General features: G+C 65.0%; 19 protein-coding genes. 6 read left to right on the top strand and 13 right to left on the bottom strand.

Annotated elements, in window-relative coordinates; translation table 11 throughout:
• The first annotated feature begins 79 nt into the window (after positions 1–79).
• Complete coding sequence (locus tag RF638_RS07335; protein ID WP_259915705.1) at positions 80–1,507, top strand: DUF6882 domain-containing protein; 1,428 nt, start codon at positions 80–82, stop codon at positions 1,505–1,507.
• A 31-nt stretch (positions 1,508–1,538) separates the two neighbouring features.
• Positions 1,539–2,489, top strand: a complete 951-nt coding sequence (rarD, locus tag RF638_RS07330; RefSeq protein WP_129701768.1) for an EamA family transporter RarD — start codon at positions 1,539–1,541, stop codon at positions 2,487–2,489.
• A 111-nt stretch (positions 2,490–2,600) separates the two neighbouring features.
• On the opposite strand, the gene RF638_RS07325 is transcribed toward rarD, so the two are convergent.
• The 4 genes from RF638_RS07325 to RF638_RS07310 all read right to left on the bottom strand — a co-directional run bounded on the left by RF638_RS07325 (position 2,601) and on the right by RF638_RS07310 (position 7,017).
• The gene (locus tag RF638_RS07325) at positions 2,601–2,804 is read right to left on the bottom strand and encodes a methionine/alanine import family NSS transporter small subunit (RefSeq protein WP_095796517.1); all 204 of its coding nucleotides are present in this window, start codon (positions 2,802–2,804) and stop codon (positions 2,601–2,603) included.
• Positions 2,801–4,573, bottom strand: a complete 1,773-nt coding sequence (locus RF638_RS07320) for a sodium-dependent transporter (protein ID WP_095796516.1) — start codon at positions 4,571–4,573, stop codon at positions 2,801–2,803. The genes RF638_RS07325 and RF638_RS07320 overlap by 4 nt, the downstream gene beginning before the upstream one ends.
• A 100-nt stretch (positions 4,574–4,673) precedes the next feature.
• Entirely contained in the window at positions 4,674–5,723 is a 1,050-nt protein-coding gene (locus RF638_RS07315) for a polyprenyl synthetase family protein (RefSeq protein ID WP_254049232.1), read from the bottom strand.
• Between the two features lie 22 nt (positions 5,724–5,745).
• Positions 5,746–7,017 carry a geranylgeranyl reductase family protein gene (locus RF638_RS07310; RefSeq protein WP_368841680.1) on the bottom strand — a complete coding sequence of 424 codons (1,272 nt, stop codon included), beginning with the start codon at positions 7,015–7,017 and terminating at the stop codon, positions 5,746–5,748.
• Between the two features lie 108 nt (positions 7,018–7,125).
• On the opposite strand from RF638_RS07310, the gene RF638_RS07305 reads away from it, so the two are divergent.
• From RF638_RS07305 to RF638_RS07290, 4 genes are all read left to right on the top strand, one after another.
• On the top strand, positions 7,126–8,523 hold the full coding sequence (locus tag RF638_RS07305) for an isochorismate synthase MenF (protein WP_368841679.1): 1,398 nt from the start codon (positions 7,126–7,128) through the stop codon (positions 8,521–8,523).
• 113 nt (positions 8,524–8,636) lie between these two features.
• Positions 8,637–9,407, top strand: coding sequence for an ABC transporter substrate-binding protein (locus tag RF638_RS07300; protein ID WP_315279928.1), 771 nt, complete (start codon positions 8,637–8,639; stop codon positions 9,405–9,407).
• Positions 9,408–9,572: 165 nt separating this feature from the next.
• Positions 9,573–10,370: an amino acid ABC transporter permease gene (locus RF638_RS07295; protein ID WP_095796512.1), complete on the top strand. Its 798-nt coding sequence runs from the start codon at positions 9,573–9,575 to the stop codon at positions 10,368–10,370.
• 8 nt (positions 10,371–10,378) lie between these two features.
• Complete coding sequence (locus tag RF638_RS07290; RefSeq protein WP_095796511.1) at positions 10,379–11,182, top strand: amino acid ABC transporter ATP-binding protein; 804 nt, start codon at positions 10,379–10,381, stop codon at positions 11,180–11,182.
• Positions 11,183–11,332: 150 nt separating this feature from the next.
• Here RF638_RS07290 and RF638_RS07285 read toward each other — a convergent pair whose 3' ends face one another.
• The 9 genes from RF638_RS07285 to RF638_RS07245 form a co-directional block, all read right to left on the bottom strand.
• Positions 11,333–12,364, bottom strand: a complete 1,032-nt coding sequence (locus RF638_RS07285; protein ID WP_129701758.1) for a hypothetical protein — start codon at positions 12,362–12,364, stop codon at positions 11,333–11,335.
• A 1,055-nt stretch (positions 12,365–13,419) separates the two neighbouring features.
• The gene (locus RF638_RS07280; protein ID WP_315280235.1) at positions 13,420–14,805 is read right to left on the bottom strand and encodes an aromatic acid/H+ symport family MFS transporter; all 1,386 of its coding nucleotides are present in this window, start codon (positions 14,803–14,805) and stop codon (positions 13,420–13,422) included.
• 295 nt (positions 14,806–15,100) lie between these two features.
• Complete coding sequence (locus tag RF638_RS07275; protein ID WP_368841678.1) at positions 15,101–15,841, bottom strand: SDR family oxidoreductase; 741 nt, start codon at positions 15,839–15,841, stop codon at positions 15,101–15,103.
• A 64-nt stretch (positions 15,842–15,905) separates the two neighbouring features.
• Entirely contained in the window at positions 15,906–17,765 is a 1,860-nt protein-coding gene (gene menD, locus RF638_RS07270) for a 2-succinyl-5-enolpyruvyl-6-hydroxy-3-cyclohexene-1-carboxylate synthase (protein ID WP_368841677.1), read from the bottom strand.
• Positions 17,766–17,891: 126 nt separating this feature from the next.
• Positions 17,892–19,229: a sulfate adenylyltransferase subunit 1 gene (locus tag RF638_RS07265; protein ID WP_368841676.1), complete on the bottom strand. Its 1,338-nt coding sequence runs from the start codon at positions 19,227–19,229 to the stop codon at positions 17,892–17,894.
• A gap of 1 nt (position 19,230) precedes the next feature.
• A complete protein-coding gene (gene cysD / locus RF638_RS07260; RefSeq protein ID WP_368841675.1) occupies positions 19,231–20,169 on the bottom strand; it encodes a sulfate adenylyltransferase subunit CysD in 939 nt (312 codons plus the stop codon).
• Complete coding sequence (locus tag RF638_RS07255) at positions 20,166–21,014, bottom strand: phosphoadenylyl-sulfate reductase (RefSeq protein WP_344223393.1); 849 nt, start codon at positions 21,012–21,014, stop codon at positions 20,166–20,168. The genes cysD and RF638_RS07255 overlap by 4 nt, the downstream gene beginning before the upstream one ends.
• A complete protein-coding gene (locus tag RF638_RS07250; protein WP_368841674.1) occupies positions 21,011–22,723 on the bottom strand; it encodes a nitrite/sulfite reductase in 1,713 nt (570 codons plus the stop codon). The genes RF638_RS07255 and RF638_RS07250 overlap by 4 nt, the downstream gene beginning before the upstream one ends.
• A 409-nt stretch (positions 22,724–23,132) precedes the next feature.
• Positions 23,133–25,415, bottom strand: coding sequence for a PhoX family phosphatase (locus RF638_RS07245; protein ID WP_368841673.1), 2,283 nt, complete (start codon positions 25,413–25,415; stop codon positions 23,133–23,135).
• Between the last annotated feature and the right edge of the window lie 3 nt (positions 25,416–25,418).

Below are 25,418 nucleotides of genomic sequence, written 5' to 3'. Positions count from 1 at the left end.
CTGAGATCTTTCTGCCAGACGCGGTCAAAACCGCCATGGGCTGCACAGAGGGGCCGTGCCAGTTGTTAGCCTGGGTGGTATGACAAAAACGTTGCAGGAGCTGATCGACGCTTCGATTTTCATCTCCACCGAATACCAGGCAGTGCTGGCGGAACTGTCTCAGGGTGCGGATTGGGACGTGGATTTTTCCGCGCCGTCGTTCACCCTGCAGACGACCCCGCCGGTCACACTCACCCCGTACCTGTTGGGCACCGAGTCCGCCTCCCGCGGTAGCTGGATCTGGTCCTGGCAGGAACTGGGTCACTTCAACCCTGAGGTCGTCTCCGCAGCCGTCCAGGCCAAGGAGGCCGGCCAGCGGCTGGAAGTCGACGAACTCACCACCGACGAACAGCCCATCCAGGATGGCTTGGCACGTCGCTTGACCTTGGCCTCCAAGGCCGTCACGGGTCTGTACGCCCACTACCCCGCACGCGCCGGTGGCAACATCACCGCGTGGTTGTTGCTCGAGGGCGATGCTTTCGAGCTGCCCCGCCTGACCGAGCAGCGCATGATGCAGGTGATCGGCGAGTCCCTGACCACCGACACCGCCGTGGACCACAATCTGGCCGTGAACAGCTATGCCGCCCTGCGAGGCGCTCACGTCGAGTGGGACACGGATGCAACGTGCGTGGTCACCGTTCACGACGGCGCTCAGCGCTTCTGGTTCGATGATCACCAGATCACCGGGGTGGAACCCGCCGAACCTTCCGTCGGTGAGAAGGAACTCGAGGAGCTCGAGCGCCAGGCCGAGACCCACCGCGAGGCCCTGCGCGAGGATCGCCAGGTCGCCATGAAGCTCGCCGTTCAGCTGGGCGAGCTGCAACGTGCCGAGGCCGAGGAGAAGAACGAGCGCGAACGCGAGGCCGCTGAGAACGAGCGTCGTGAGCGCGAGGCGGCCAGGGCGGCGTCGGCGACCGAGGAAGAGCCCCTGCCCCAGGAGCTGTCCACCGAGGACATTTCGGCTCCCGAACCGGAACAACCCGAGGACGACGTTGCGGTTCCCGCGAGCGAGGTGCGCGACGGCGATCGCCCGTTCGACCAGGAGCCCACCCAGGAACCGGCCGTTCCCGGTCGTGTGCAGACAACCGTGCTGCCGGATCCGGAAGACAAGGGCGAGCCCACTGCGGGCCCGCAGGCGTCCCCGCAGCCGGACACCACCACCATGGCGCGCATCCCCGAGCCGGACCTGGCTGCTTCCCAGCCGGGTATCCCGCGCGAGGAAGAAACCGTCGTGGCTGATCGTGGACGTGACGAGCGCGAGGTCGTGGAGGTTCGCGAAGACCTCGAGATCCGTGAGGTGCGCGAGCAGGACGCCGCCGCCCGCCGGGAAACCGTGGCCGGCCCCGATGCCGCCGAGGACATCTCCGCTCCCGCCGTGGTCGACGGCGAAGAAGTGGAGACCAACGAGCAGTTGGAAAAGAAGGGCGAAAAGAAGAAGGGCTTCTTCAGTCGTTTCTTCGGAGTGTGATCGAGTGGCCGTCCGCCGTTAGGATCGGACGGTGACTTATAACGCTGAGACCGGCTCGGGACCTGATCGTAAGAAAAGGACCCGGGCCGGTTTTCTGTACGGGTTCGGCGCCTACGGCCTGTGGGGCCTGCTGCCTCTGTACTTCGTGCTCCTGCTGCCCGCCACCGCGTACGAGATCGTCTCGATGCGGGTGCTGTTCTCTGTGCTGTTCTGCCTGATTCTGCTGGCACTCACGAGGTCCCTGGGCACGCTGGTGCGGCTCTTCCGGGACGGCAAGGCGGTCATTGCGCTGGTGATCGCGGGTGTACTGATCGCCACGAACTGGCTGCTGTACGTCGTGGCCACCACCACCGGCCACACGCTGGAAGCCTCCCTGGGGTACTTCATCAACCCCATCGTGGCGGTCCTGCTGGGCGTGATCGTCCTGCGCGAGAAGCTCCGGCCCCTGCAGTGGGCTGCGATAGCGGTGGGCTTTCTGGCTGTGCTCATCATGTCCGTGGTCTACGGATCCGTGCCGTGGCTGTCGCTGGCCCTGGCCTTCTCATTCGGCTTCTACGGGCTGGTGAAATCAACGATCGGCGGCCGTTATCCGGCACTCGTCACGCTTACCGGTGAGACTGCGGCGATCGCTCCCCTGGCGTTGGCGGCCGTATTCTTCCTGAACTCCGACGGTCAGATCACGTTGTTCTCCGAGGGCGCGGGCCACTTCTGGCTGCTGGCGTCCTCCGGCATCATCACGGCGGTCCCCCTGCTGCTCTTCGGATCCGCGGCCGCCCGGCTGCCCCTGAGCACCGTAGGCATGATCCAGTACGTGGCACCGATCGGCCAGTTCATCTTGGCCATCACCGTGCTCAACGAGTCCATGCCGCTGGAGCGCTGGATCGGTTTCGGTATCGTGTGGTGCGCCGTGCTCCTCATGATTCTCGACGCCGTTCGCGCACCTCGCGCACGCAGGCTGCAGCGCGAGCGGGACGCGGCCTAGCCCCTGCTCCTGCGCGGGTGCGGCGAAGGCCGGGGCGCACCGGGATTCCTCGTGGAATCCTGGCTGGCCCCGGCCCTCATCATGCGTTCGCCTCGTGACGACGGCGCCCGCTCAGCGGGTCGGTTCGCTCACGCGGGAGCGCTCCCCCTGTTCCGGCTGATCCGGGTTGCCGAACCCATCGGGCTGCTCCGGGTAGTCCGGATCCAGCTCGTCGACCTCTTCCGGTGACCGTCGAATGTTGATGATGGAGAGCACAAGTCCGCCCCACACCAGCACGATAGCGACGACCATCATGACGATTGCGGTGGTGCTCATCGGGCACCTCCTTCGTGATTGTCATGGGTGGGCTGGCCCGCGGAACGGGACGCCGGGGCGTCGTCGGCGGTTGCCTTGCCCTCATCCCAGGGAGCGCGCTGGTGCACCACGGTGCCGTGTTGAATGGCGCGCAATGAGTAGTCCTGATCCAACGCCGGGCTGCGCATCGCGGTGTCTCGGTAGTGGGTGAAGGACTTGTCCTGGGTCAGCATGTCGCGATCCAGGTAAGCGTCCTGCACGCTGGGCGCGGGGCTGGTAAAGGCCGCCGCCGTGCGACGGGACCAGGGCAGCTTGGACAGCAGGTACGCGATGACCACCAGGCTGCCGGCCATGCCCCAACCGAACACGTTCACGAACCAGGCGGGCATGTCGTTGTACCCCTCGGCCAGGTTCAGCGTGAGCTGGTCGATCAACATGTAACCGAGCACCACGGGTGTCACGGCACCGGCCACGATCATCCAGGTGCGGCCCAACTTGAAGGAGGACACCGAGTTGAGGTGATCGCGCAGGGTGGGCAGGGCGGAGAAACCAGCGGTCAGCATGAGCACCGACACCAGTGCGGCTGCCACAATGCCGAAGTTGTTGACGAATGCGTCCGTCACGTCCAGCAGGTTCAAACCCGTGGTCGTGGGGAAGAACAGCAGCGAGACAGCAGCCAGCGGGATGACCACCACGGCCACTGCGGTGCGGCGGCTCAGGCCCAACTTGTCGCGGAAACCGGCCACGATCACTTCCACGATCGAGATCATGGACGTGAAGCCTGCGAAGGCCAGCGCGCCGAAGAACAGCACACCGATCAGCACGCCGAACGGCGCCTCCGAAATGATGGTCGGGAAGGCGATGAACGCCAGACCGATACCCGAGGTCGCAACATCACCGACGCCGGTGCCCGCAGCGGCGGCCATGAAGCCAAGTGCCGCGAACACGCCGATACCCGCCAGAATCTCAAAACTCGAGTTGGCGAAACCTACCACCAACGCCGAACCGGTCAGGTCCGACTTGGGCTTGAGGTAGGCGGCGTAGGTGATCATGATGCCGAAGCCCACGGACAGCGAGAAGAAAATCTGTCCGTACGCGGCAACCCACACGGACGAGTCGCCCAGGGCCTCCCACGATGGAGTGAACAGGGCGTCCAGACCACCGGCTGCGCCGGGCAGGGTCAGAGCGATGCCCACCATGATCAGGAACATGACCACGAGCAGCGGAATCAGGATCGCGTTGATGCGGCCGATGCCCTTCTGCACGCCCATCATCAGAACGACCAACAGGGCCAACCAGGCAATGGCGGTGGCGATGAAGACCGGCCAGATGAAGTTGAAGCTGATGGTGACTTCTTCGGAGACCTGCATGTAGTCGGACATGAAGAAGGCCGCCGGGTCATCTCCCCACGCCTTGGTGAAGGAGAAGATCGTGTACTGCATGGCCCACGCCAGAATGATGGCGTAGTACAGCGAGATGATCACGCAGATGCCCAGCTGCCACCAACCGATGGCCTCGAGCTTGGGGTGCAAGCGGCGGTACGCCAAGGGCGCGGAGCCACGGTAACGGTGACCCACCGCGTAGTCGAGCATCAACAGAGGGATGCCGGCAGTCAGCAGTGCGACCAGATAAGGGATAAGGAACGCGCCGCCACCGTTGTCATACGCGACATAGGGGAAACGCCAGATATTGCCCAGACCAACGGCGGAGCCGATGGCGGCAAAGATGAACATGGTGCGTCCCGAGAAAGCCTCGTTGGAAGCGCCACCACGTAAAGGTTTTGTGGACATTCGATGATCCTCACAGGGGGAACACATCCCGCCCGAGCATCAGTCTGGATCACAGCGTAACGCGGGGCGGTTTTTGGATAGCCCCCAGCTTACTGAGGTATCAGCCTTCTCGGTGGACCACCGCGTGGGCAAATTCGATCAGTGCCGCCTTGGTCACGGTTTCGGGCAGCGGCTGGATCGCCGCAATGGCGTCATCGGCCCACCGGTTGGCCGTGTCCCACGCTTCCGCGGACACCGGGTGCTCACTGACGGCGGCCACGGCCCGTGCCAGTGCCTCATCGCTGGAGAGGTCCCCATCGATGAGTTCCAGGACTTCGCGTGCGGAATCCGCCACGGCCTGGTCCGCGCTCTGCGCATCGCGGCGCAACAGCAGGACGGGCAGCGTGTCCACGCCTTCGCGCAGATCCGTGCCCGGAGTCTTGCCGGAAACGTCGTCGTGGCCGGTGAGATCGATGATGTCATCGGCCAGTTGGAAGGCCAGACCCACCTTCTCGCCGTATTCGACCATCATGTTGATCACGTCTCGCGGTGCACCGCCCAGCAGCGAACCGAACTGGCCGCTCGCGGCGATCAGCGAACCGGTCTTGCCGGCCAGCACGTTGAGGTAGTGCTCCACGGGATCCTGACCGTCCACGGGACCCGTGGTTTCCTGCAGCTGACCGATGACCAGCCGCTCAAAGGTCTTGGCCTGGATCAACAGCGGTTCCTGACCGAGTTCGGACACCATGGCCGATGCCCGGGCGAAAATCAGGTCACCGGTGAGAATGGCAACGGAATTGCCCCACACGGTCTGCGCAGTCTCCACACCGCGGCGCAGGGGGGCCGAATCCATGACGTCGTCGTGGTAGAGCGTGGCCAGGTGGGTCAGTTCGACTACCGCCGCAGCTTCGATCACGTCCTGGTTGACTTCACCGGCGGCTTCTGCGGCGAGCAGCGTGAGCAACGGACGAACGCGCTTGCCACCGGCCTGCAGCAGGTGACGGGCGGTCACATCCGCGAGTTGATCGGTGGAGCGCAGAGCCTCTTCCAGCCGCGTTTCGATCTGCGCGAGTGATTCCACGACAAGTGGACCCAGGTGGTCGTCCTGGGCAATGAGCTCAAATCCTGCGGGCAAACGCAATGAGCCATTCAGTCGGCTGGTTTCAGTCACGGTGTACCACTCTATCGAGAATTCAGCGGGCGGGCGTCAGCGCATCAATGAGCGCTACGGCACGGTCGGTCAGGGTGTGGGCGGGGCGATCAGAAAGCTCGGTCATGACCTGCACCGCGAATCGCATCAGCTGGGGCATCCGCATTCCGGCTCGCACACCGGCGCTCAACAGCGCGGGGTGGCCGATGAGTTCGGCGAGCGCCCGGCCCTGCACGAAGTGGGCGCCCCATTCGTCGTGCACCATGTGCGGATAACGGGCCAGCGCGTTCTCGCGCTGCTGCGGGCCATTGGCCGAGGCTGCGTCGACCACGCAGGATGCGGCGAACAGCGCGGATTCCATGGCGTTGGAAATCCCCTCGCCGTTGAACGGGGACACCAGTCCGGCGGAGTCACCCAGCAACATGAGCCCGGGAATGTAATGCGGGGTGCGGTTGGCGGCCATGGGCAGTGCCGCCGAACCCACGCGGCCCTCTTGATGTTCAGGGTCGAAGGTCCACTCGGCGGGCATGGACGCCGCCCAGTCGCGCAGCACGGCACGGTAGTCGAGTTTCCCGAAGGCGGGCGAGGTGTCCAGGATGCCGAGGCCCACGTTGGCAGTACCGTCGCCCACGCCGAAGACCCAGCCGTAGCCGGGCAGCAGTGAGCGCTTGGGATCGGTGCCGTCCACGAGTTCGAGCCAGCCCTCCATCCAGTCCAGTTCGGAGCGCGGGGAGCGGTAGTAAGTGCGCACGGCCACGCCCATGGGGCGGTCCTTGCGGCGGTGCAATCCGGCGGCCACAGCGGTGCGAGTCGAGTTTCCGTCCGCCGCCATCACGAGATCCGCGTGGTAGTCCTCGGTTTCCGAGGTGCGGCGCCCGGTCGCCGGGTCCATCACGGTGGCCCGCAGGCCGATGATCCGCCCGGTGTCATCACGCAGCACGTCCTGCACGGAACGGTGCTCGATCACGGTGGCCCCGGCGCGCTGAGCATGGCGGATGAGGTCCTCGTCGAAACCGGCGCGCGTGCGCACCAGTCCGTAGGAGGGGAAGTCGGTGAGGTCGGGCCACGGGAATTCCACGGTGCCTCCATCGGCCACGAGTCGCAGCCCTTGGTTGCGCTTGTAGCCGTGCTCGCTGTCGTGAGGCAGGCCCATGAGCTGCATTTGTTTCACGGCGCGCGGGGTCAGTCCGTCGCCGCACACCTTTTCGCGCGGATAGCTGGTTTTTTCCAGCACCGTGACCGAGATTCCCTGGGTGGCCAGCCAATAGGCTGCGGTGGCTCCGGCGGGCCCTCCCCCGCTGATCAATACCTTCACTCTGCCGTGGCCCTCCGTGTGCCCATAGCCGTTACTGCTCGGTCCGTCGTCCATTGTGTCATTGCCGGTGAGCTTTCTCCGCCCGCAGCCGTCCTATGCTTGAGGGCAATGACCATCGATACTTCCCCGCCCAGTTTGAGTGTTCTCACGGTGCCCGCAACCGACGTGCAGGCCGCCGCCGATTTCACGACCCGTCCGGATGTCCGCCGCCTGCTGGGTAGTCCGGATCCGGCCACGTGGATTCTGCGCGGTCAGGGATTGTTGGGGCTGGGCCGTTCCGCCGAGTTCCGGGTGCGCGGTGGCACCCGCTTCACCTCCGCTCGTGTGTGGTGGGACGCGGTGCGCAACGCCGCGGGCGTGGACGATCGTGTCAACCGTCCCGGCACCGGCCTACTCGCCTTCGGCGCGTTCGCCTTCTCACCGTCCTCCACCGTGAGTTCCGGGCTCGTGGTCCCGGAGTTGGTTATCGGTTCCGATGACCACGGCGCGTGGGTCACGTTGATCCGCCCCGGTTCCGAAACTCTCACCGAGTCCGACGTCGACGCCGCCTGGCGGGCTCTCGTGGTCGAGGCACCGGCCGCGATCGAAACGCGACCCTCGTCCGAAACGACGAGTGCGGCGTCGTCGTACCCCACCGCGACCCCGGGCGCCCTCGACGAGAACCGCTGGATGGCGGCCGTCGCGGACGGTGTGGACATGATTCAGGCCGGTGACCTGGAGAAACTGGTGCTCGCGCGGGACGTTGTGGTCGATGTGGGGCAGCCCATCGACCTGAGTGCGGTGCTTGTGCGGCTGAGCGACCGGTACGATTCGTGTTGGACGTACTGTGTGCGGCCCGGTGGCATCGACGATCCGGACACTGGGCGGTTGCTGGGCGCGACTCCGGAGATGCTGATCCGCGTCAAGCAAGGAACCGCGTCCGCTCGCGTGCTTGCAGGAACACTGGACCGGCACGATCTGCCGGAAGGCGCCAATCCAGAAGACTTCGCGGGTGTGACGCTGGGCGGCTCCGACAAGCAACAACGCGAGCACAAGTTCGCCGTGGATTCGCTGCTGGCGGGGCTGTCCCCGTACGCGGAGACCGTGCACGGTGAGGAAGAACCCTTCATCCTGGCCCTGCCCAATGTGTGGCATTTGGCTTCGGACGTGCGCGCCGAACTGCGCACCGGCGTGGACGGCACCCTGCCCTCCCCGCTGGAACTGGCCGAGGCCGTGCACCCGACCGCTGCCGTGTGCGGGACGCCCACCGATGTGGCCGGCGGTGTGATCGAGGACCTTGAGCGCATGGACCGTGGTCTCTATGCCGGGCCCGTGGGGTGGCTGGACGCCTCCGGTAACGGCGAATGGGGCATTGCCCTGCGCGGCGCCGTACAGTTGGATGCGCAACAGGCGCGCGTGAGTGCTGGCTGCGGGATCGTCGCGGAATCTGATCCGCAGGCCGAACTCGCCGAGACCTGGGCCAAACTGCGGCCCATGCTCGAGGCGTTGCCCGCCACGCGGGTTTGATTCTCTCGCGCGGGCGTGGGGCTGCGTGGGCGCCGCTTGATGTCGCCGGAAATAACGGCGTAGTAAGGTTTTCCCCAAACTAGATAGCGCTTTTGCTTTTCGAGGGAGATCCCATGTCCAAGCTTCGCCGTGTAATGCCCGCACTGGCCGTGCTGTCCGCAACCGGCCTGATCCTGACCGGTTGCGAATCCACGTCCGATTCCGATTCCCAGGCGGGCGGCGAGGGCGGCACGATCACCGTGTGCGCCAACTCGCCCTATCCCCCGTTCGAGTTCGAGCGCGACGGCGAAGTTGTGGGCTTCGACATGGCCCTGGCGGACGAGATCGCCAAGGACCTGGGCAAGGAGAAGGAATTCATCCAGGCCAACTTCGAGACCCTGGAGTCCGGTGCCGCCCTGGACACCGACCAGTGCGAAATGGTCATCTCCGGCATGGGCATCACGGACGAGCGCAAAGCCTCCATGGACTTCTCCAAGCCGTACTTCAATGACGAAATCGGCCTGTTGACCACCAAGGATTCCGGTATCACCAGCTTCGATTCCATCGGTGACGCATCCGTGGGGGCCCAGCAGGCCACCTCCGGTGAGAAGTACGCCGAAGAAAAGGGCGCCACCATTCAGCAGTTCGAGGATGTGGAGCTCATGTTCCAGTCCTTGGAGACCGGCGGTGTGAAGGCCGTGTCCGGTAACATCTCCACGCTGGGCAACCGCGCCAACGAGAATGAGGACCTCGAAATTGTCGAGACCGTGGACACCGGTGAGAACCTGGGTGTGGCCGTGAAGAAGGGCAACACCGAACTGCTCGATTCCGTGAACAAGACCCTGGACCGCCTCAACGAGGACGGCACCATGGACAAGATGCGCGAAGAGTGGATTGGTCTCTGATCCGGTCCCTCGAACCAGGTCCTGAACCAGCTTTGATGTGATTGACAACGGGTGCCGGGCGAGTCTCTCGCCCGGCACGCCCGTTGTCAGCGGAGTGCGAGATATTGAACGAGATTTTGCGGTGACGATTGCGATGACTTTTGTGATGACTGAGGGAGAAAACTGATGGCCATGACCACCCGGCAGCGCGCCAAGCTGTCGAGGGGCATCCAGTACGCCTTGTTGGTGCTGGTGTTGATCGCCCTGGTCGTTCTCGCGGACTGGCAGGTTCTGTACGAACGAGTGTTCAACCCCGCGGTGATTGCGGATCAGTTCCCCGGGATCATCACCATTGCTCTGAAGAACACGCTCATCTACACGGCCCTGGGCTTTGTGGTGGGTCTGACCCTGGGCGTGATCCTGGCGCTCATGAAGCTCTCCTCCGTGGCGCCCTATCGGTGGATCGCCACGCTTTACATCGAGTTCTTCCGCGGTGTTCCGGCGCTGTTGGTGTTCCTGGCATTGGGTTACGGCATTCCGCTGGCGTTCGGCTTCAGGTTCAACCACTACGTGACCGTGATGATCGCGTTGGGCGTGGTGGCGGCGGCGTACATCGCCGAGTCATTGCGCGCCGGTCTGCAAGCCGTGCCCAAGGGCCAGTACGAGGCGGCCCGCTCGCTGGGCATGTCCCACACCCGCGCCATGGTGACCATTGTGATTCCACAGGCGCTGCGCATCGTGCTGCCCCCGCTGACCAACGAGGTCATCCTGCTGACCAAGGATTCCTCCCTGGTCTATCTGCTGGGCATGGGCCTGTCGCAGTACGAGCTCACCAAGTTCGGCCGCGAGGGCATCTCGGGTGCCGGCGCGGGTCTGACCCCGCTGGTCGCGGCGGGTATCTGCTACCTGATCATCACCGTGCCGCTGGGCATCCTGTCCCGCCGCTTTGAAACCAAGACCGACCGCGTCAAGAAGTCCTCCTAGGAGCCACGGTGTCCACATCTGCAACCGAAAACACTCAGGCATCTACACCCGCCGAGACGCCGGCCGTGTCCGTGCGAGGGCTCAACAAGGCCTACGGCGATCTTGAGGTGCTGCGCGGAATCGACCTGACCGTGAACTCCGGTGAAGTGGTGTGCCTGATCGGGCCTTCCGGTTCCGGTAAGTCCACGCTGCTGCGCTGCCTGAACCTCCTGGAAGAACCGCAGTCCGGGGACATCACGGTCAGTGGTTTCGACGTGACCGACCCTGACATCGATGTGGATGCCATGCGCCGCAACGTGGGCATGGTGTTCCAGCAGTTCAACCTGTTCCCCCACCTGACGGTGTTGGAGAACTGCACTGTCTCGCAGATCAAGGTGCTCAAGCGTTCCAAGTCCGAGGCCGAACAGACCGCGATGACCAACCTGGAACGCGTGGGCCTGGCCGAGAAGGCGCAGCAGCGCCCCGGTCAGCTCTCCGGCGGTCAACAGCAGCGGGTGGCCATTGCTCGTGCGCTGTCCATGAACCCGGATCTGATGCTCTTCGACGAGCCCACCTCGGCCCTGGATCCCGAGACCGTGGGTGACGTGCTCGCCATCATGCGCAAGCTCGCGAATGAGGGCATGACCATGCTCGTGGTGACCCACGAGATGTCGTTCGCCCGCGACGTCGCCGACCGTGTGGTCTTCATGGACGGCGGAGTGGTGGTCGAAGAAGGCCCCGCCCGCGAGGTCATCGGCTCCCCCAAGCACGAACGCACGCAGTCCTTCCTGTCCCGCGTGCTCAATCCCACCAAGGTGGACACGCCGGAGTAGGCCTGGACAGGGGTCGCCGGAGCTGGGATTCATGACAGCGCCTGGGCCCCGAGTGCCACTTACATCTGGTGCCCCACACGTCAGGCGCCACTAGAACCTTGGAACACACCTAAGGGGCCGTTGGAACCTTTTTCGAGTGGCTGGAGGGTTCTAACGACCCCTCAGGCGTGGCGGTTGGCTCTGACAACGTTTGGCGCGTGCTGAATCCAGGTGGTGGAACAGCCACTGCAGGAGTTCTCTGCGCCGTTTGGGATCCCTGAGGTCGTCGATCACCACCACTCGGACCTGCCACCCGTGATCGCGCAGGCGTTGAATCCGATAATTCTCGTCTCCGTACGCCTTGCCGTCCTCCCAGTGAGGTCGTCCGTTGTACTCGAGCGCGACCATGTCTTCCGGCCAGGCGAGATCCGGGTATACATACTTGCCGCCCATCATGACCGGGAAGTTGCTCTCCATGGGTGGTAGTCCGCAGTTGAGGAGCACTAATCGGAGCAGAGTTTCCATCGCGGAAATCGTGGGCCCCTGGACTAGTGCCATGGCCTGCCGAACCCGCACCACGCTCTGAGCCCGCGGTGGCAGCTGGTTGAGCAGGTCCGTCAGTTGATCGACAGTGAGCGGTTCCATCACGGTGCGCCCTTCAGCCAAGACCCGCAGCGAGATCAGAGCATCCAAACACGCGGTGATTCTCCACAGCGGGAGGACCGGCGCCGCCACCACAAGCGCCTCCATCGGGTGAGTCAACGGACAATCCCATGGACCCACGATCTCCGGCAAGCCCAGTGTTTTGGACACCCGCGTCAGTCTCTGGTTCGAGGCGATCCTCGTTCCGTTCCATGCCAGATGCGTGGTGTTGGATCGCGCTACGAACTCCCGAGCCCGCGGTGCCGACGGGTGTCTCAAGAGCCGTTCTTCCCAGCCGTAGGCGTGATCGACGGGAAAGTTCAGCATGACCAGCGCGGTCAACCCAGTAATCGCCACCTGGCTTCGATGTTGGTCCAGGTGATCCCGCAACAGAACCGATTGCTGCTGAACATTCAGCGGCTCAGCGCTCCGAACCCACGCTCCCCTGGCCAGTTGCTGCATGTACGGTCTGCGCCGGAGATCTCTGGGACGTCGTTCCCATTCCCGGGCGCTCAGCACCGTGAGTTTCGGTCCCAGGTCCATGGCTTCGAGAGTTCTCATGGAACGGACCCTAGAAATTTTCGACGCCGTTCGGTCACCTTTTCCACAGACCAAGCCGTTTCCTTGCCCACACGTTGCCAATGAGGCATCTGTGGAGGCCCCTCCGCACGGCGAGGGGAGATGGGAACGAGCCGAGCGCCGTCGTCAGGAGGCAGTGGACGGCGCGCGATGCGGTGGTGCGTCTCCGAGCGCCGTCGGCGAGCAGAAGCCCCGTGCGTGTGAGGTTCCGGGAGCGCCGTCGGCAAGCAGAAGCCGTGCGTGTGAGGTTCCGGGAGCGCCGTCGAACCCACGTGAGGTTTCGTTAGGGCCCTTCCGTGGCGCCAGAAAGGTTCCAACGGAGCATCAGATGGGCAATGCGGTCCTGGCGGCGCTTCAGGCGACTGCAGCGCCCGTGTGCGAAACAGCAATAGGTTCGCGAACGCCGTCGGCGGGCACGACGTGGCGGGTGCCTACGTAAGCAGCAGGCAGCGCGGGGGGCGAGCGAGAGCCACGCACATGAGCGGACGATAGGCGAGTGAGAGCCACGCACGTGAGGGGACGGTAGCGCCGAGGAACCCGCGTGAGGTTGCGTTGGAACCCTTTTACGCCGCCCGAAAGGTTCTAACGGCGCATCAAGTGCGGGAGGTGGTCGCAGCGGCGCGCCAGACCACTCGACCCGTGCGCCGTCGGCGAGCAGAAGCCGTGCGTGTGAGGTTCCGGGAGCGCCGTGGAAGACGCGTGAGGTTTCGTTAGGGCCCTCCGGCGGTGCCAGAAAGGTTCTAACGGCGCATCAGATGCGGGAGTAGGTTCTAACGGCGCACCAGATGGTGGGGGCCAGTGCCAGCGCACGGCTGGTGGGGCGGTTGGGGCGGTTGAAGTGGTGGGGCGGTTGAAGTGGTGGGACGAGTGAAGTGGTGGGGCAGGTGAAGCGGTGGGACGACTGAAGCGAGGGCCAGCACGCAAAAGCAGGGTGCCGCTGCTCGCAATGAGCAACGGCACCCTTGGTGTTTCTATGTTTCCCGAGGCAGTCGGTGGTCAGCGCGCTAGTTGGCTGGCCGACTGTCGTTCCCGGAAAATCAGTTCAGGACGGTAGAGGGAGTGTTGGTGTCCTGGTTGTCGGTGGACTCCAGGATTTCCTCTGCCTTTTCCTTGGCTGCTTCCACAGCCTTCTGGCGGGGAACCAACACGGTCACGAGTGCGCCGAACAGTGCCACACCACCGAAGATGTAGAACGCGGTGGCGCCGCCCAGACCAGCTGCAACCAACCAGCCACCGATGAGCGGGCCGAAGATGCCGCCCAGTCGACCGAATCCGGAACACCACGCCACACCGGCTGCACGAGCATTAGTGGTGAAGTAGTTGGAGGTGAAGCCGTAAATAAGTACCTGGGTACCCAGGGTGCCCACACCGGCAATACCGATGAACATGAACAGCACCGGCAGCGGGAACTGGAAGGTCATCAGCACCAGGGTGATGGCTGCGATCACGAACGCGGTGGCGACGATGAACTGCGGGCCGCGGCGGTCGGCCAGCTTGGATGCAACCACACCACCGATCACGGCACCGGAGTTGAGCACCAGCAGGAACGCGAGCGAGTAGGTCTTGCCGTAGCCGTAGCTCTCCATGATCTTGGGGAGCCAGGTGTTCAGGCCGTAGGTCAGCAGCAGACCGGAGAAGGACATGAAGCCCAGCAGGATGGCACCCGCACGGAACTGCGGGGAGAACACTGCGCCGAAACCGGTCTTGGCGGGAGTAGCGCCGGCCTTCTGGACGACAACTTCCTCGAGCAGAGGAGTACCGGTCTTGAGCGACAGTGCCTCAGCTTCTTCACGACGACCGCGGGAGAGCAGCCAACGCGGGGACTCGGGAAGCTTGAAGAACGCGATGGGCAACAGGAACAGGATGGGAGTTGCACCGATCATGAACAGGCCGCGCCAGCCGAGGGGCTCGAGCAGGATCATGCCCAGCAGTGCGGCGAGCACACCACCGGCGGGGATACCCGAGTACACGATGGCGTTGTAGAAGTTACGACGCCCGGCGGGAGCGAACTCCGCAATGGTGGCGCCGGCCGTGGCGAGGATCGCGCCCAGGCCGATACCGGTGATCAGGCGCAGCGCGCCGAAAGCAAAGATCGAGGTGGAGAGCGCGGTGACGAACATGCCGATGGAGAACCAGGCGATGCCCACCAGGATGATGCGGCGGCGGCCCACGTAGTCGCCGATGGAGCCACAGATCAGGGCGCCGATGAGCACGCCGATCAATGCGTAGGAACCCAGGGTGCCCGCGGTGGCGGCATCGAGTGCGCCGATGTGGGAAGGATCTGCCATCAACGTGGTGAGGACGGTTCCGTAAATAGTGAGGTCAAAGCCGTCGAAAATCAGTGCGGTGCAGGCGATACCTGCGACCCAAGCGGCGGTCCTCGCCTCTTTTCGCGGGTCCGCGGCAACGAGTGTGTTGCTCATAGTGGTGGTCCTCTCGGATCAAAGATCTTCCGGAGAGCCCCTAGACTCCCGGTGCGTTTCCGGAATGGTTGCGCGTTAGATCTCAATCCTGAACTACTGTGAGCCTTACCACACGGGGATAACCCCCAGGGTTTCGCCAGGGGGTGTTAAATAACAGCCTGCATATGAGTTGGTCGTAGTTTGTATAATTTGCTACCTAATGCAGGGCTGATCATGGCGATTCGGGCCCTCCCCGACCACCGAATACACAGAAACTGGTCAGAGAGAGCCCGACATCAAGGGGGTCGCCAGGGACCTAGTGCATACCGGAAGGTCGCACGGTGATGACCTCGACCTGAGAGGTCCGTTCCGCATCCACGGCTACGCGCACGGCCGCGGCGATCTGGGCGGGCTGGATCCATTCCTCGGCACGATATTCCTTGCCCTGGTAGGCGTGCAGTTCTGCCTGCATGTCGGTGGCGACGCGGCCGGGGTGCACTGACGACACCCGCACACCGTTCTCGCGCTCTTCCTCGCGCAGCGCGTCCGTAAAGGCACGCAGGGCGAACTTGGTGCCCGAATACAACGACGACGCCGGCCCGGCCATGAAGCCCGACCCCGAGTTGATAGCCACCACGTCCCCGCCGACGGCCCGCAGCTGGGGCAACACGAGCTTGGTCAGCTGCGCCACGGAGAAGACGTTGACCTCGAAGATCTCGCGCCACTGCTCACGGGTGGCCTCTTCCACCCGTGCCATGGGGGCGATACCGGCCGAGTGCACCACCACGTTCAGGCCGGGGAACTCGTCGGCCAGGGGCGCCCAGGCTGCTTGGACGGCGGCGTCGTCGGCAAGATCTGCAACGAACGGTCGTGTGCCCGGCCCGAAACCCTTGAGTTCGGAACGCACGCGCTCGACATCCTCGGAGCTGCGGCCGCCCACGAACACCACATGATCTCGCGCGAGGCCCTCGGCCACGGCACGACCGATACCACGGGTGGCCCCGGTAACCAGAGCGGTGCGGGGCGAATTGCTGGAAACAGTCTGCTGTTTAGTCATGCACCCATGCTAGTCAGGGGTGCGCAACGAGCCCTGGGTACCCCGGATCAGGACCAGGCCGGGGTCACGCCTTGATCGGGTTCTTCGCCAGATATTCCCTGGCCGCGTCCTGGGCAGCCCCGCGGATGCCCTTGTGGAATTCACGCAATCCCGCACGGTCGATGGGGATCTCGATGACCCGTCGTCCGCGCAACGGGGCCGCGAACAGCGCCGCCAGTTCGATGGCGGTATTCGCCTCGCTGTACTCCACCCCGTAGGCGGCACACAGATCCGGCAAGGACACATTGTGCGGAGTTCCGAAGAACCGTTCCACGGTGCCTGTGTATCGCTCGTCCTCCGCCACGGCGCCGTGCTCGAGCTTGCCGAAGATCCCGCCGCCCTTGTCGTTGAGCACTACGAACTGCACATCCGGGATTTCTTCGCCCTCGCCCACCAGCAGAGAGCCGGCATCGTGAAGCAGGGTGAGATCGCCCAGGAAAACGCGGACCGGGCGGCCCGTTCCCAAGCCCACACCGTGTGCGGTGGCCACGGTGCCGTCGATTCCGGACACTCCTCGATTGGCCACCACGGCCACCGGATCATCCGGCCAGGCAACCAGGTCCAGGTCGCGGATCGGGTTGGACGAACCTGCCACCAGGACGGCGCCGTCCGCGGCGCAGGCATCCCACACGGCGTGGGCCACGTGCGGCCCGGTCAGGATGGGAGTGGAGTTCGCCTGGGTCCGCAGGGCGTCACACGCAGCAATGCCGGTGGCTTCCCAGAGTTCGAACCAGTTATCGCGGACGGGCCCGAGTAGTTCAAGTGCTTCCTGGAACGTGTGCACGACCTCTTCGTCGCGGCGGCCTTCCTCGAACCACGGCACCGGTCCGGGACGTACCGCCAGCACGCGAACGTCCTCGCGCTGCAGCATGGCTGCGACCTGCCGGGACAGCGTGGGACGCCCCACGAGCACCACGGTGTCTACAAAATCCACGATGTCCAGTTCCAGGACATTCTGATACGAGTGCACGGCTGACTTGCCGAAACGCGCATTCGAGGAGGGCTCGGCCATCAGCGGCAAGCCTGCCTCCTCCGCAAAACGAGCTGCGGCGGGCCCGGCGCCGTCACCGGCCATGACCACGGCACGCGCGCCGTCCGGTGTGGTGGGGCGCTTACCGGGGTTCTCCCCCAACGGCGACGGGATGCTGCCACCGTGCACGTCGTGGATGCGGAAATTCCTGCCGATGTCCCGGGGAAGTCCACTGGTATCGGTTTCCAAATTCTCGGTCACCAGGGATTCGTCGAACACGGCCCAGGGGTGCGCGAGCCGCGCGGGGCGGTTCTCCTTGAGTTCCGCTGCGAGCTCCTCGGCCCAGTTCTTGAGGAACACGTGGTCTTCCTCGGCCCAGGGGTAGAGCGGATCTCGCAGTGCGAGGTTCAGGTGCACCGGCCCCGGGGCAGTGGTGTCATCCCCCCCGGCCGCGGCGAGCGCGCGGTCAAGCGTCTCCTCAGCGGCCTTCTGATCGTCCGGCACCAGATCCACCTGGGCACGCACGAAAGACTCAAAGACTCCCGGCTGGTACGTGGTCTGGTTGGCTCCGGTTCCGCGCAGCTCCGGGGGCCGGTCAGCGGTCAACGCTACGAGCGGGATTCCCGAGTGGGAGGCCTCCATGACCGCGGGCAATAGATTGCCCACCGCGGTGCCGCTGGTGGTGAGAATTGCCGTGGGACGCCCGGTGGAGCGGGAAATTCCCAGGGCCGTGAAGGCCGCCGAGCGCTCGTCGATCCGCACGTGCACTCGCAATGCCCCGCTGGCCTCGGCAGCCGCTGCGGCGTACGCAACGGGTGCGGACCGTGAACCCGGTGCGACGACCATCTGCTCCATACCCGCCCGTGCGAGGGCACTCAGTGCGATGGTAGCGGTCAGCAGGCTTGGAGTGATCATGGAGCCCACTCTAGTAATCGGCGTGGACACTCACAGTCGACCACGTAATGCAGCGCCTTATGGCGAGGTCACGCGCCAAAGTGCCGTGGGGCGGCGTCGTCCGATCAACGACGCCGCCGCCGCACCTCAGATGCGCCAGTCCCCGTGCTCGGCCTTGAGACTTCCCAGCACCCCGGGAGTCTCGACGCTGTCGTCCTGGATCATGCCCGCGGCCTGCGTGCGCCCGGTCTGCGGGTCGATCAGCAGGAACGATCCCAACGCGTGGGACTGCGTGTACCCGGTGCCGAAGATCGGTTCGGCCACACGCACCGTGATCCGTCCGATGTCGTTGAGCCCGAAGGAATCCACGGATTCCGCACTGAGGGAGTCCAGGTTAAGCCGACCGTCGATCGAACCCACGATCCCCCGCACCACCCGCGTGGTGTGCTTGAGCAGCACGCGCTGGCCCTCGTGCAACGGTTTCTCGTCGAGCCAGCAGACCACGGCCTCCACGGACTGGCTGGGCTCGGCACCCGTGTCCACGCCCGAGATGAGATCACCACGGGTGATGTCGATCTGATCGCTCAGTCGCAGGGTCACGGACTGCCCGGCCACCGCTACCTCCAAGGGCTGACCGGCCAGGTCGATGCCCTCGACCGTGGTCTGGCGACCGGCCGGTTGCACCGTGACCGTGCCACCCACGCGCACGGTTCCGGCGGCAATCTGTCCCGCGTAGCCGCGGTAATCCACCAGTTCCGGATCCACCGCAGCGGACTGCGGGCGCAGCACCGTCTGCACGGGGAACGCGAACCGCTCCGACTGCGTCAGTTCCGCGGAATCCGGCAGGGTCTCGAGCCATTCCAGCAGGCTGGGACCCTCGTACCACGGGGTGTTCGGCGACTTCTCCGCCACGTTGTCCCCGCGCAGCGCGGAGATCGGAATGGTCTGCAATGCGAGCACGCCGAATTGATCGGCCAGTTCGTGCAGGTCCGAATTCAACTGCGCGAAGCGTTGCTCGGCGTCCGGGACCAGGTCGATCTTGTTGAGCGCCACGATCAGGTGCGGCACGCCCAAGAGCGCGGCCACTGCCAGGTGACGGCGGGTCTGCTCCACAATTCCGTGTTCCACGTCCACCAGGATGATCAGTGCATCCGCGGTAGAGGCACCCGTCACGGTGTTGCGGGTGTACTGCACGTGTCCCGGGCAGTCGGCCAGGATGAAATTCCGGGCGGGCGTGGCGAAGTAGCGGTAGGCCACGTCGATCGTGATGCCCTGCTCGCGTTCGGCGCGCAGGCCGTCGGTCAGCAACGCCAGGTCCGCGGAGTCCAGACCGCGCGCCTGGCTGACCCGCTCGATGGCTTCGAGCTGGTCGACCAGGATGTTCTTGGTGTCGTGGAGCAAGCGCCCCACCAGGGTGGACTTGCCGTCGTCCACGCTGCCCGCCGTGGCAATGCGCAGCAGGCTTCCTTGGGTGTCAACGCTCATTTTAGAAATAGCCCTCTCGCTTGCGGTCTTCCATGGCGGCTTCCGACATACGGTCATCCGCTCGCGTGGCTCCGCGTTCGGTGAGTGTGCTGGTGGCAACCTCGGCCAGGACGTCCTGGGCGTTGGCGGCCGGTGATTCCACGGCACCGGTGCAGCTCATATCTCCCACGGTCCGGTAGCGGACGGTGCGGCGTTCGATGTCCTCGCCGTCGCGCGGGGTCACGTACTCCCCCACGGCCAGCAGCATGCCGTCGCGCAGGATCACGTCCCGCTCGTGCGCGTAGTACAGCCGCGGCAGTTCGATGTTTTCTGCCGCGATGTAGCGCCAGATGTCCAGCTCGGTCCAGTTGGACAGCGGGAACACGCGCACATGCTCTCCCGGGCGGTGGCGCGTGTTGTACAGGCTCCACAGCTCGGGTCGCTGATCGCGCGGATTCCACTGGCCGAACTCGTCGCGCAGGCTGATAATGCGTTCCTTGGCGCGCGCCTTCTCCTCGTCACGGCGAGCGCCACCGTAGACGACGTCGTGGCGGCCGTCCGTAATTGCGTCCAGCAGGGGCACCGTCTGCAACGGGTTGCGGGTGCCGTCCGAGCGTTCGCTGAGCCGACCGTCGTCGATGTAGTCCTGCACGCTGGCAACTTCCAGGCGCACCTTGAGTCGCTCGGCGGTGCGGTCACGGAACTCCAGGACTTCCGGGAAGTTGTGCCCGGTGTCCACGTGCAGCACGGGGAACGGAATGGGGCACGGCCAGAAGGCTTTGGCGGCCAGGTGCAGCATGACCACGGAGTCCTTACCGCCGCTGAACAACAGCACGGGGCGCTCGCCCTCGGAGGCGGTTTCGCGGAAGATGTGCATCGACTCGGCTTCCAGCCGCTGCAGCTGGGTCAGTGCGCTCGAGTTCGCGGTCGAAGCAACAGTAGAAGTGGTTGTGGTGGTCATACGTGAATCCCGCATTCTGTCTTGCCCAGCCCGGACCAGCGACCAGCGCGCGGATCCTCACCGGGGGCAACTTTTCGTGTGCACGGAGCGCAACCGATGGACGGGTATCCCTGCGTCAGCAGTGGGTTGACCACCACCAGGTTGGTTTCGGCCCAGCTCACGACGTCGTCAAAGGTCCAGTCCACGATGGCGTTGATCTTGACCATGTGATGGCGTTCGTCCCATTCGACCGGCGCGGCGTTCGCGCGGTGGGGCGTTTCCTCGCGACGCAGCCCGGTCACCCAGGCTTCGTAGCCCTCCAGAGCGTTGTCGAGCGGCTCGACCTTGCGGATCCCGCAGCACGTGGCCGGCTCGCGGTCGTGAAGTTTCGGACCGAACTCGGCGTCCTGCTCCGGCACGGTCAGCCGCGGCAGCAGGGTGCGCACGTTCACGGGCCAGTCCGAGGCGAACGCGTCCCGGGTCTCGATGGTCTCCTGGAAGTGGTAGCCGGTGTCCAGGAACAGCACGTCCACGTCCTTGATGTGCTGGCTGACCAGGGCGGGCACCACGGTGTCCGAGGCCATCGAGCAGGCCACCGCGAGCGACTTACCGAAGGTCTTCCCGGCCCACGCCAGTAGTTCCTGGGTGTCCGCGTCACGCCCGCCGAACAGCTCATTGGCTTCCTCGACCAGAGCCTTGAGCTCGGCCTCGGAACGGGTTCGCTGGGGCGACGACGCCGCTCCGGGCGCCTTGGTCTCGCCGGTTGCGGCCTGCGAGGTGCTCGCGTTGGGTGACGTGGCCACGGTAGGTGCCGCTGGCGGCGTCGTCGTGGGTGACGAAGTGGATGAAGTAGTAGGTGTGGTCATCGCAGAGAATCCTCCTCGGCGTTCTGTGCCCACTCGGCGAAGGTGAGGTCGCCGTTGGTTTCTGCCATGTAGCGGCGGGTCACGCGCTCCACGTAGTCGGTGAGGTCGTCGGAGGTGACCTTCAGGCCGCGCACGGTGCGACCCAGGCCGCCCTCCTCGCGGTCGGCGGAGGCCAGGCCGCCGCCCAGGTGGACCTGGAACACGAACTCCTCGCCGATGAACTGGCCCTTGAGCCCGATGTTCGCGGTCTGGATGCGGGCACACGAGTTGGGGCAGCCGTTGATGTGCAGGGAAATGGGATTGGTGATCTCAAGGTCCGTGAGTCGCTCTTCGAGCTGGTCGATGACCTGGGCGGCCAGGCCCTTGGTCTCCACGAACGCGAGCTTGCAGAACTCGATGCCAGTGCATGCAATAGTCGCGCGGCGGAACGGGCTGGGGTGCGCGTCCATGCCGTGGGGCTTGAGCGCGGTGGTCAGCTCGGCCACGCGATCCTCGGGAACGTCCAGCACCAGAACCTTCTGGTAGGGCGTCAGGCGGATGCGATCAGAACCGGCGGCCTCAGCGGCGTCCGCGAGTGCCAGCAACGCATCCGAGTTGAGGCGACCCACGGTGAGGGCGAATCCCACGTACTTGTTGCCGTCGTGCTGGTCGTGAACGCCCACGTGATCGGGGCGGCCCACCGCGCGGGCGGGTGCGGGGCCGTCCGGGAGCTTTCGGCCCAGGTATTCGTCCTCGAGCACCTGGCGGAACTTCTCGGTGCCCCACTCGGCCAGCAGGAACTTCAGGCGAGCCTTGGTGCGCTGCTTGCGGTACCCGTAATCGCGGAAGATCCCGGCCACGGCGGCCCACACCGGCACCACGTCTTCCGGCGCCACGAACACGCCCAGCCGTTCGGCCAGACGCGGGGTGATGGACAGCGCGCCGCCCACCCACAGGTCGTAGCCGACGCCGAGTTCGGGGTGCTCGACACCCACGAAGCTGACGTCGTTGATCTCGTGCACCACGTCCAGGCTCTTGCTGCCGGTGATCGCGGTCTTGAATTTGCGGGGCAGGTTCACGAAGTCAGGATTGCCCACGAAGGCTTCGCTCAGGGCGTCCAGCTGCGGGGTGCAGTCGATGATTTCGTGGGCGTCCACGCCTGCGACCGGGCTGCCCAGGAACACGCGCGGGGTGTCACCGCAGGCCTCGACGCTCAACAGCCCCACGGAGTCCAGGCGCTCCCAGATCTCGGGCACGTCCTCGATACGCACCCAGTGCAGCTGGATGTTCTGACGGTCGCTGACATCGGCGGTATCCCGGGCGAAGTCACGGGAGATCTCACCGATCACGCGAGCCTGGGCCACGTTGAGGCGGCCACCGTCCGTGCGGATGCGCATCATGAAGTACTTGTCCGAGAGCGACTCCGCATCCAATTTGGAGGTCGACGCGCCGTCCACGCCCTGCTTGCGCTGGGTGTACAGGCCCATCCAGCGGAAGCGACCGTGCACGTCATCCGTGGGGATGGAGTCGAAGCCCTGCTTGGAGTACGTGTCGATGATGCGTTCGCGGACGTCCAGCGGGTTGCCTTCCGACTTGAACTCCTCGTTGTGGTTGAGGGGTTCCTTGCCGCTGATCTTCCACTGGCCCAAGTTGGTACCCGGGCGGGGTCCGCGCACACGCGGTGCGGCTGACTTGGAAGGCGTTTCGGTCGACGTGGTGTGCGCGGCCATGGCAGCTCCTTGAACGGAAATTAGTGATCGGAGGTGCGCCACGAGTTTTCGAGGAACGGGTGAAGTCCCCGAGCGGCGCAGTTCTGCGTGACCCGTTGCATAAAAGCTACCGACGTCGGGGCGGGCCTCACAGCCCGTTGTCACGGGGAGTCACATCACGTCACACCGCGTCACATAGGTCGCGGGTACCCCAGGACGACGCCGCTCGGCCCGGTGACATTTCAGGCTCGACTTCGCAGCGGGCACCGCGTGTCCCGAGCAAAACCGTGCCGGAATGTCGGGCGAGGTAGGGCACACGGGTGCGCGAGCGGCGTCGTCGACTTGGACGCGCTAAAGACCCGTGCGGGGCCGCGGATAATCGCGACCCCGCACGGGTCTGATCACGCACTCAAGCGTGGCTGGTGCTGGCTCAGCGCTTGGGCAGCGGGCGGGTGATGTTGCCCTCGCCGCCGCTGTCCTGGAAGCTCCAGTCCTCGTAGGAACGGCGGGCCCGGCGAGCGCGGTTGCGGGTATCCGCGTTGGACTTGCCCCGGTAGCCGCGGTACTTGGGACCCTTGGGGCCGTTCTTGCGGCGCTTGCCGCGGCCGTGTCCCTTGCCCGGCTTGTCGCTCACGCCACCGGGGAACTCCGGATCCTTGTCGCGCTCGAGCTTGAAGACCTGCACCACGGCGGGGCGAGGCATGGAGAACTCGCCCTCCTCGAGGCGGGTGGGCAGTGCATAGTCCGGGAAGTAGGAGCGGGGCTCTTCGTACGAGCCGTCCTCACCCGGGTGCTGCACGGCCACGTAGACCATGTCCTCGTTGTCGTGGATGACCGGACCGCAGGTTTCGGCGTCCTGCGGGACCGAGAGGAACTGCTGCACGCGGCCGCGCTCGGAGCCGATCAGGCCCACCTTGAACAGGGCGTCGTTGTAGCCGATCTTGGACGGCGCGCCGTCCGTGGAGACCCACAGGTTGCCGGCGCGGTCGAAGGCCACGTTGTCCGGGCAGGAGATCGGCGAGACTTTGTCCTTGGGGTAACCGCCGAAGTACGTGCCCGAGTCCTTGGTGGGGTCACCGCAGACCAGCAACAAGTTCCAGTTGAAGCGGGTGGAGTTCACGCGACCGTGGCGCTCGGTGAATTCCAGAACGTAGCCGTCGCGGTTGCCGGTACGCGGATTGGCCTCGTCCACCTGCGCGAAGCCGGGCTTGCCGCGGTCGGAGTTGTTGGTCAGAGCCACGTACACCTTGCCGGTGTGCGGGTTGGGCTCCACGTCCTCCGGGCGGTCCATCTTGGTGGCACCCACCTTGTCCGCGGCCAGTCGGGTGTACACGAGAACCTCGTCCACGGCCATGTCCTTGATCATGGACTTGCCGCCCTTGATCAGGGGCAGCCATTCGCCGGAACCGTCGAACTCGCCGTCTGCGGGCAGGGTGCCGTTACCGGTGATCTCTGCCGGGTTGGAGTTGCCCTTGAGCTTGGCCACGTAGAGGTCGCCCTCGGAGAGCAGCTTCATGTTGTGGCGCTTGTCGCCCTCCTTGTACTTACGGGAGGAGACGAACTTGTAGATGTACTCGAACTTCTCGTCGTCACCGGAGTAGGCAACCACCGTGCCGTCGTCGCCCACGTGGACGTTGGCACCCTCGTGCTTGAACCGGCCCAGCGCGGTGTGCTTGACCGGCGCGGAGTTCGGGTTCTGCGGGTCGATCTCCACGATCCAGCCGAAGCGGTTGGGCTCGTTCTTGTAGCCCTCGATGCGAGCGTCGAAACGCTTCTCGACCTCGGGCCAGCGGCGGGACGGCATGGCCGTGGGGAAGCCGTAGCGCTTCTCCTCAGCGGTGCCGGAGGTGATGAAGTACTGGTGCACGTTCTCCTCACCGGAGAGGATGGTGCCCCACGGGGTCACGCCACCGGCGCAGTTGTTCTGAGTGCCAGCCACGCGCTTACCCGTGGGATCGTCCTGCGTCTTGAGCAGGTCCGAACCTGCGGCGGGACCGTCCACCACGAACGGGGTGCTCAGGGTGATGCGGCGGTTACGAGCGCCACCGCGCACGTAGGACCACGGCTCGCCGACCTTGGTGCGGGTGATCTCCACGACCGACATGCCGTGCGCAGCCATGGCGGTGCGCACCACGTTGGCCAGGTTCTTCTCCTGCTCCCCGGTGGGGAACATCGTGTTCTCGTTGGTGTACTCGTGGTTGTTCACGAGCACGCCGGTCAGACCGTTCGGATCCGGCAGGATGTCCAGGTAATCGGCGTTGAAGCCGAACTGCTTGGACTGGGCCTCCGGGGTCTGGTTCTCCGGATCGAAGTCCGGAGCATCGTAGAACAAGGGGTCACCCCAGCGGATGATCGGGGACCAGTCGTAGCCCTCCGGGACGTTGAAATCGTCCACGGTCATGTCCACGGGCTTGATCGGGTTGAAGTCCAAACGACCGCGGCCCTTACCCCAGTACGCGTAGGTTGCATTGGCGGGCTCAGAGGTACCGGCCACGACCCCCACCGTGACGGCACCTGCCAGGCCGAGGCCCAGAGCGGAACGGCGGCTGACCGCCGCAGAAATGATGTCGTGCGCGTACTCGTTGTTGGACTGGTTGCAGTCCGGGTTGGTGCACTGGCTGCCGCACTTGAGCTCACACGTCAGCGGGCTGCGCTTGCCGTTGACGTGGCCCAGCATGGGCAGGAGCTTGCGGCGTTCGGGCGTTTGGGTCATGGA

The organism is Kocuria sp. CPCC 205235, from assembly GCF_040980905.1.
Classification (GTDB): Bacteria; Actinomycetota; Actinomycetes; order Actinomycetales; family Micrococcaceae; genus Kocuria; species Kocuria carniphila.
Note: the sequence above shows the minus strand (reverse complement) of the source record. Positions and strands in the feature narration are given on the sequence as shown.

Excerpts from the sequence above, each read along its gene's own strand:
- RF638_RS07335 (WP_259915705.1), top strand. The coding sequence starts at position 80 with ATGACAAAAACGTTGCAGGAGCTGATCGACGCTTCGATTTTCATCTCC.
- RF638_RS07325 (WP_095796517.1), bottom strand. The coding sequence starts at position 2,804 with ATGAGCACCACCGCAATCGTCATGATGGTCGTCGCTATCGTGCTGGTG.
- RF638_RS07320 (WP_095796516.1), bottom strand. The coding sequence starts at position 4,573 with ATGTCCACAAAACCTTTACGTGGTGGCGCTTCCAACGAGGCTTTCTCG.
- RF638_RS07305 (WP_368841679.1), top strand. The coding sequence starts at position 7,126 with ATGACCATCGATACTTCCCCGCCCAGTTTGAGTGTTCTCACGGTGCCC.
- RF638_RS07300 (WP_315279928.1), top strand. The coding sequence starts at position 8,637 with ATGTCCAAGCTTCGCCGTGTAATGCCCGCACTGGCCGTGCTGTCCGCA.
- RF638_RS07295 (WP_095796512.1), top strand. The coding sequence starts at position 9,573 with ATGGCCATGACCACCCGGCAGCGCGCCAAGCTGTCGAGGGGCATCCAG.
- RF638_RS07285 (WP_129701758.1), bottom strand. The coding sequence starts at position 12,364 with ATGAGAACTCTCGAAGCCATGGACCTGGGACCGAAACTCACGGTGCTG.
- RF638_RS07280 (WP_315280235.1), bottom strand. The coding sequence starts at position 14,805 with ATGAGCAACACACTCGTTGCCGCGGACCCGCGAAAAGAGGCGAGGACC.
- RF638_RS07275 (WP_368841678.1), bottom strand. The coding sequence starts at position 15,841 with ATGACTAAACAGCAGACTGTTTCCAGCAATTCGCCCCGCACCGCTCTG.
- menD (WP_368841677.1), bottom strand. The coding sequence starts at position 17,765 with ATGATCACTCCAAGCCTGCTGACCGCTACCATCGCACTGAGTGCCCTC.
- RF638_RS07265 (WP_368841676.1), bottom strand. The coding sequence starts at position 19,229 with ATGAGCGTTGACACCCAAGGAAGCCTGCTGCGCATTGCCACGGCGGGC.
- cysD (WP_368841675.1), bottom strand. The coding sequence starts at position 20,169 with ATGACCACCACAACCACTTCTACTGTTGCTTCGACCGCGAACTCGAGC.
- RF638_RS07255 (WP_344223393.1), bottom strand. The coding sequence starts at position 21,014 with ATGACCACACCTACTACTTCATCCACTTCGTCACCCACGACGACGCCG.
- RF638_RS07250 (WP_368841674.1), bottom strand. The coding sequence starts at position 22,723 with ATGGCCGCGCACACCACGTCGACCGAAACGCCTTCCAAGTCAGCCGCA.
- RF638_RS07245 (WP_368841673.1), bottom strand. The coding sequence starts at position 25,415 with ATGACCCAAACGCCCGAACGCCGCAAGCTCCTGCCCATGCTGGGCCAC.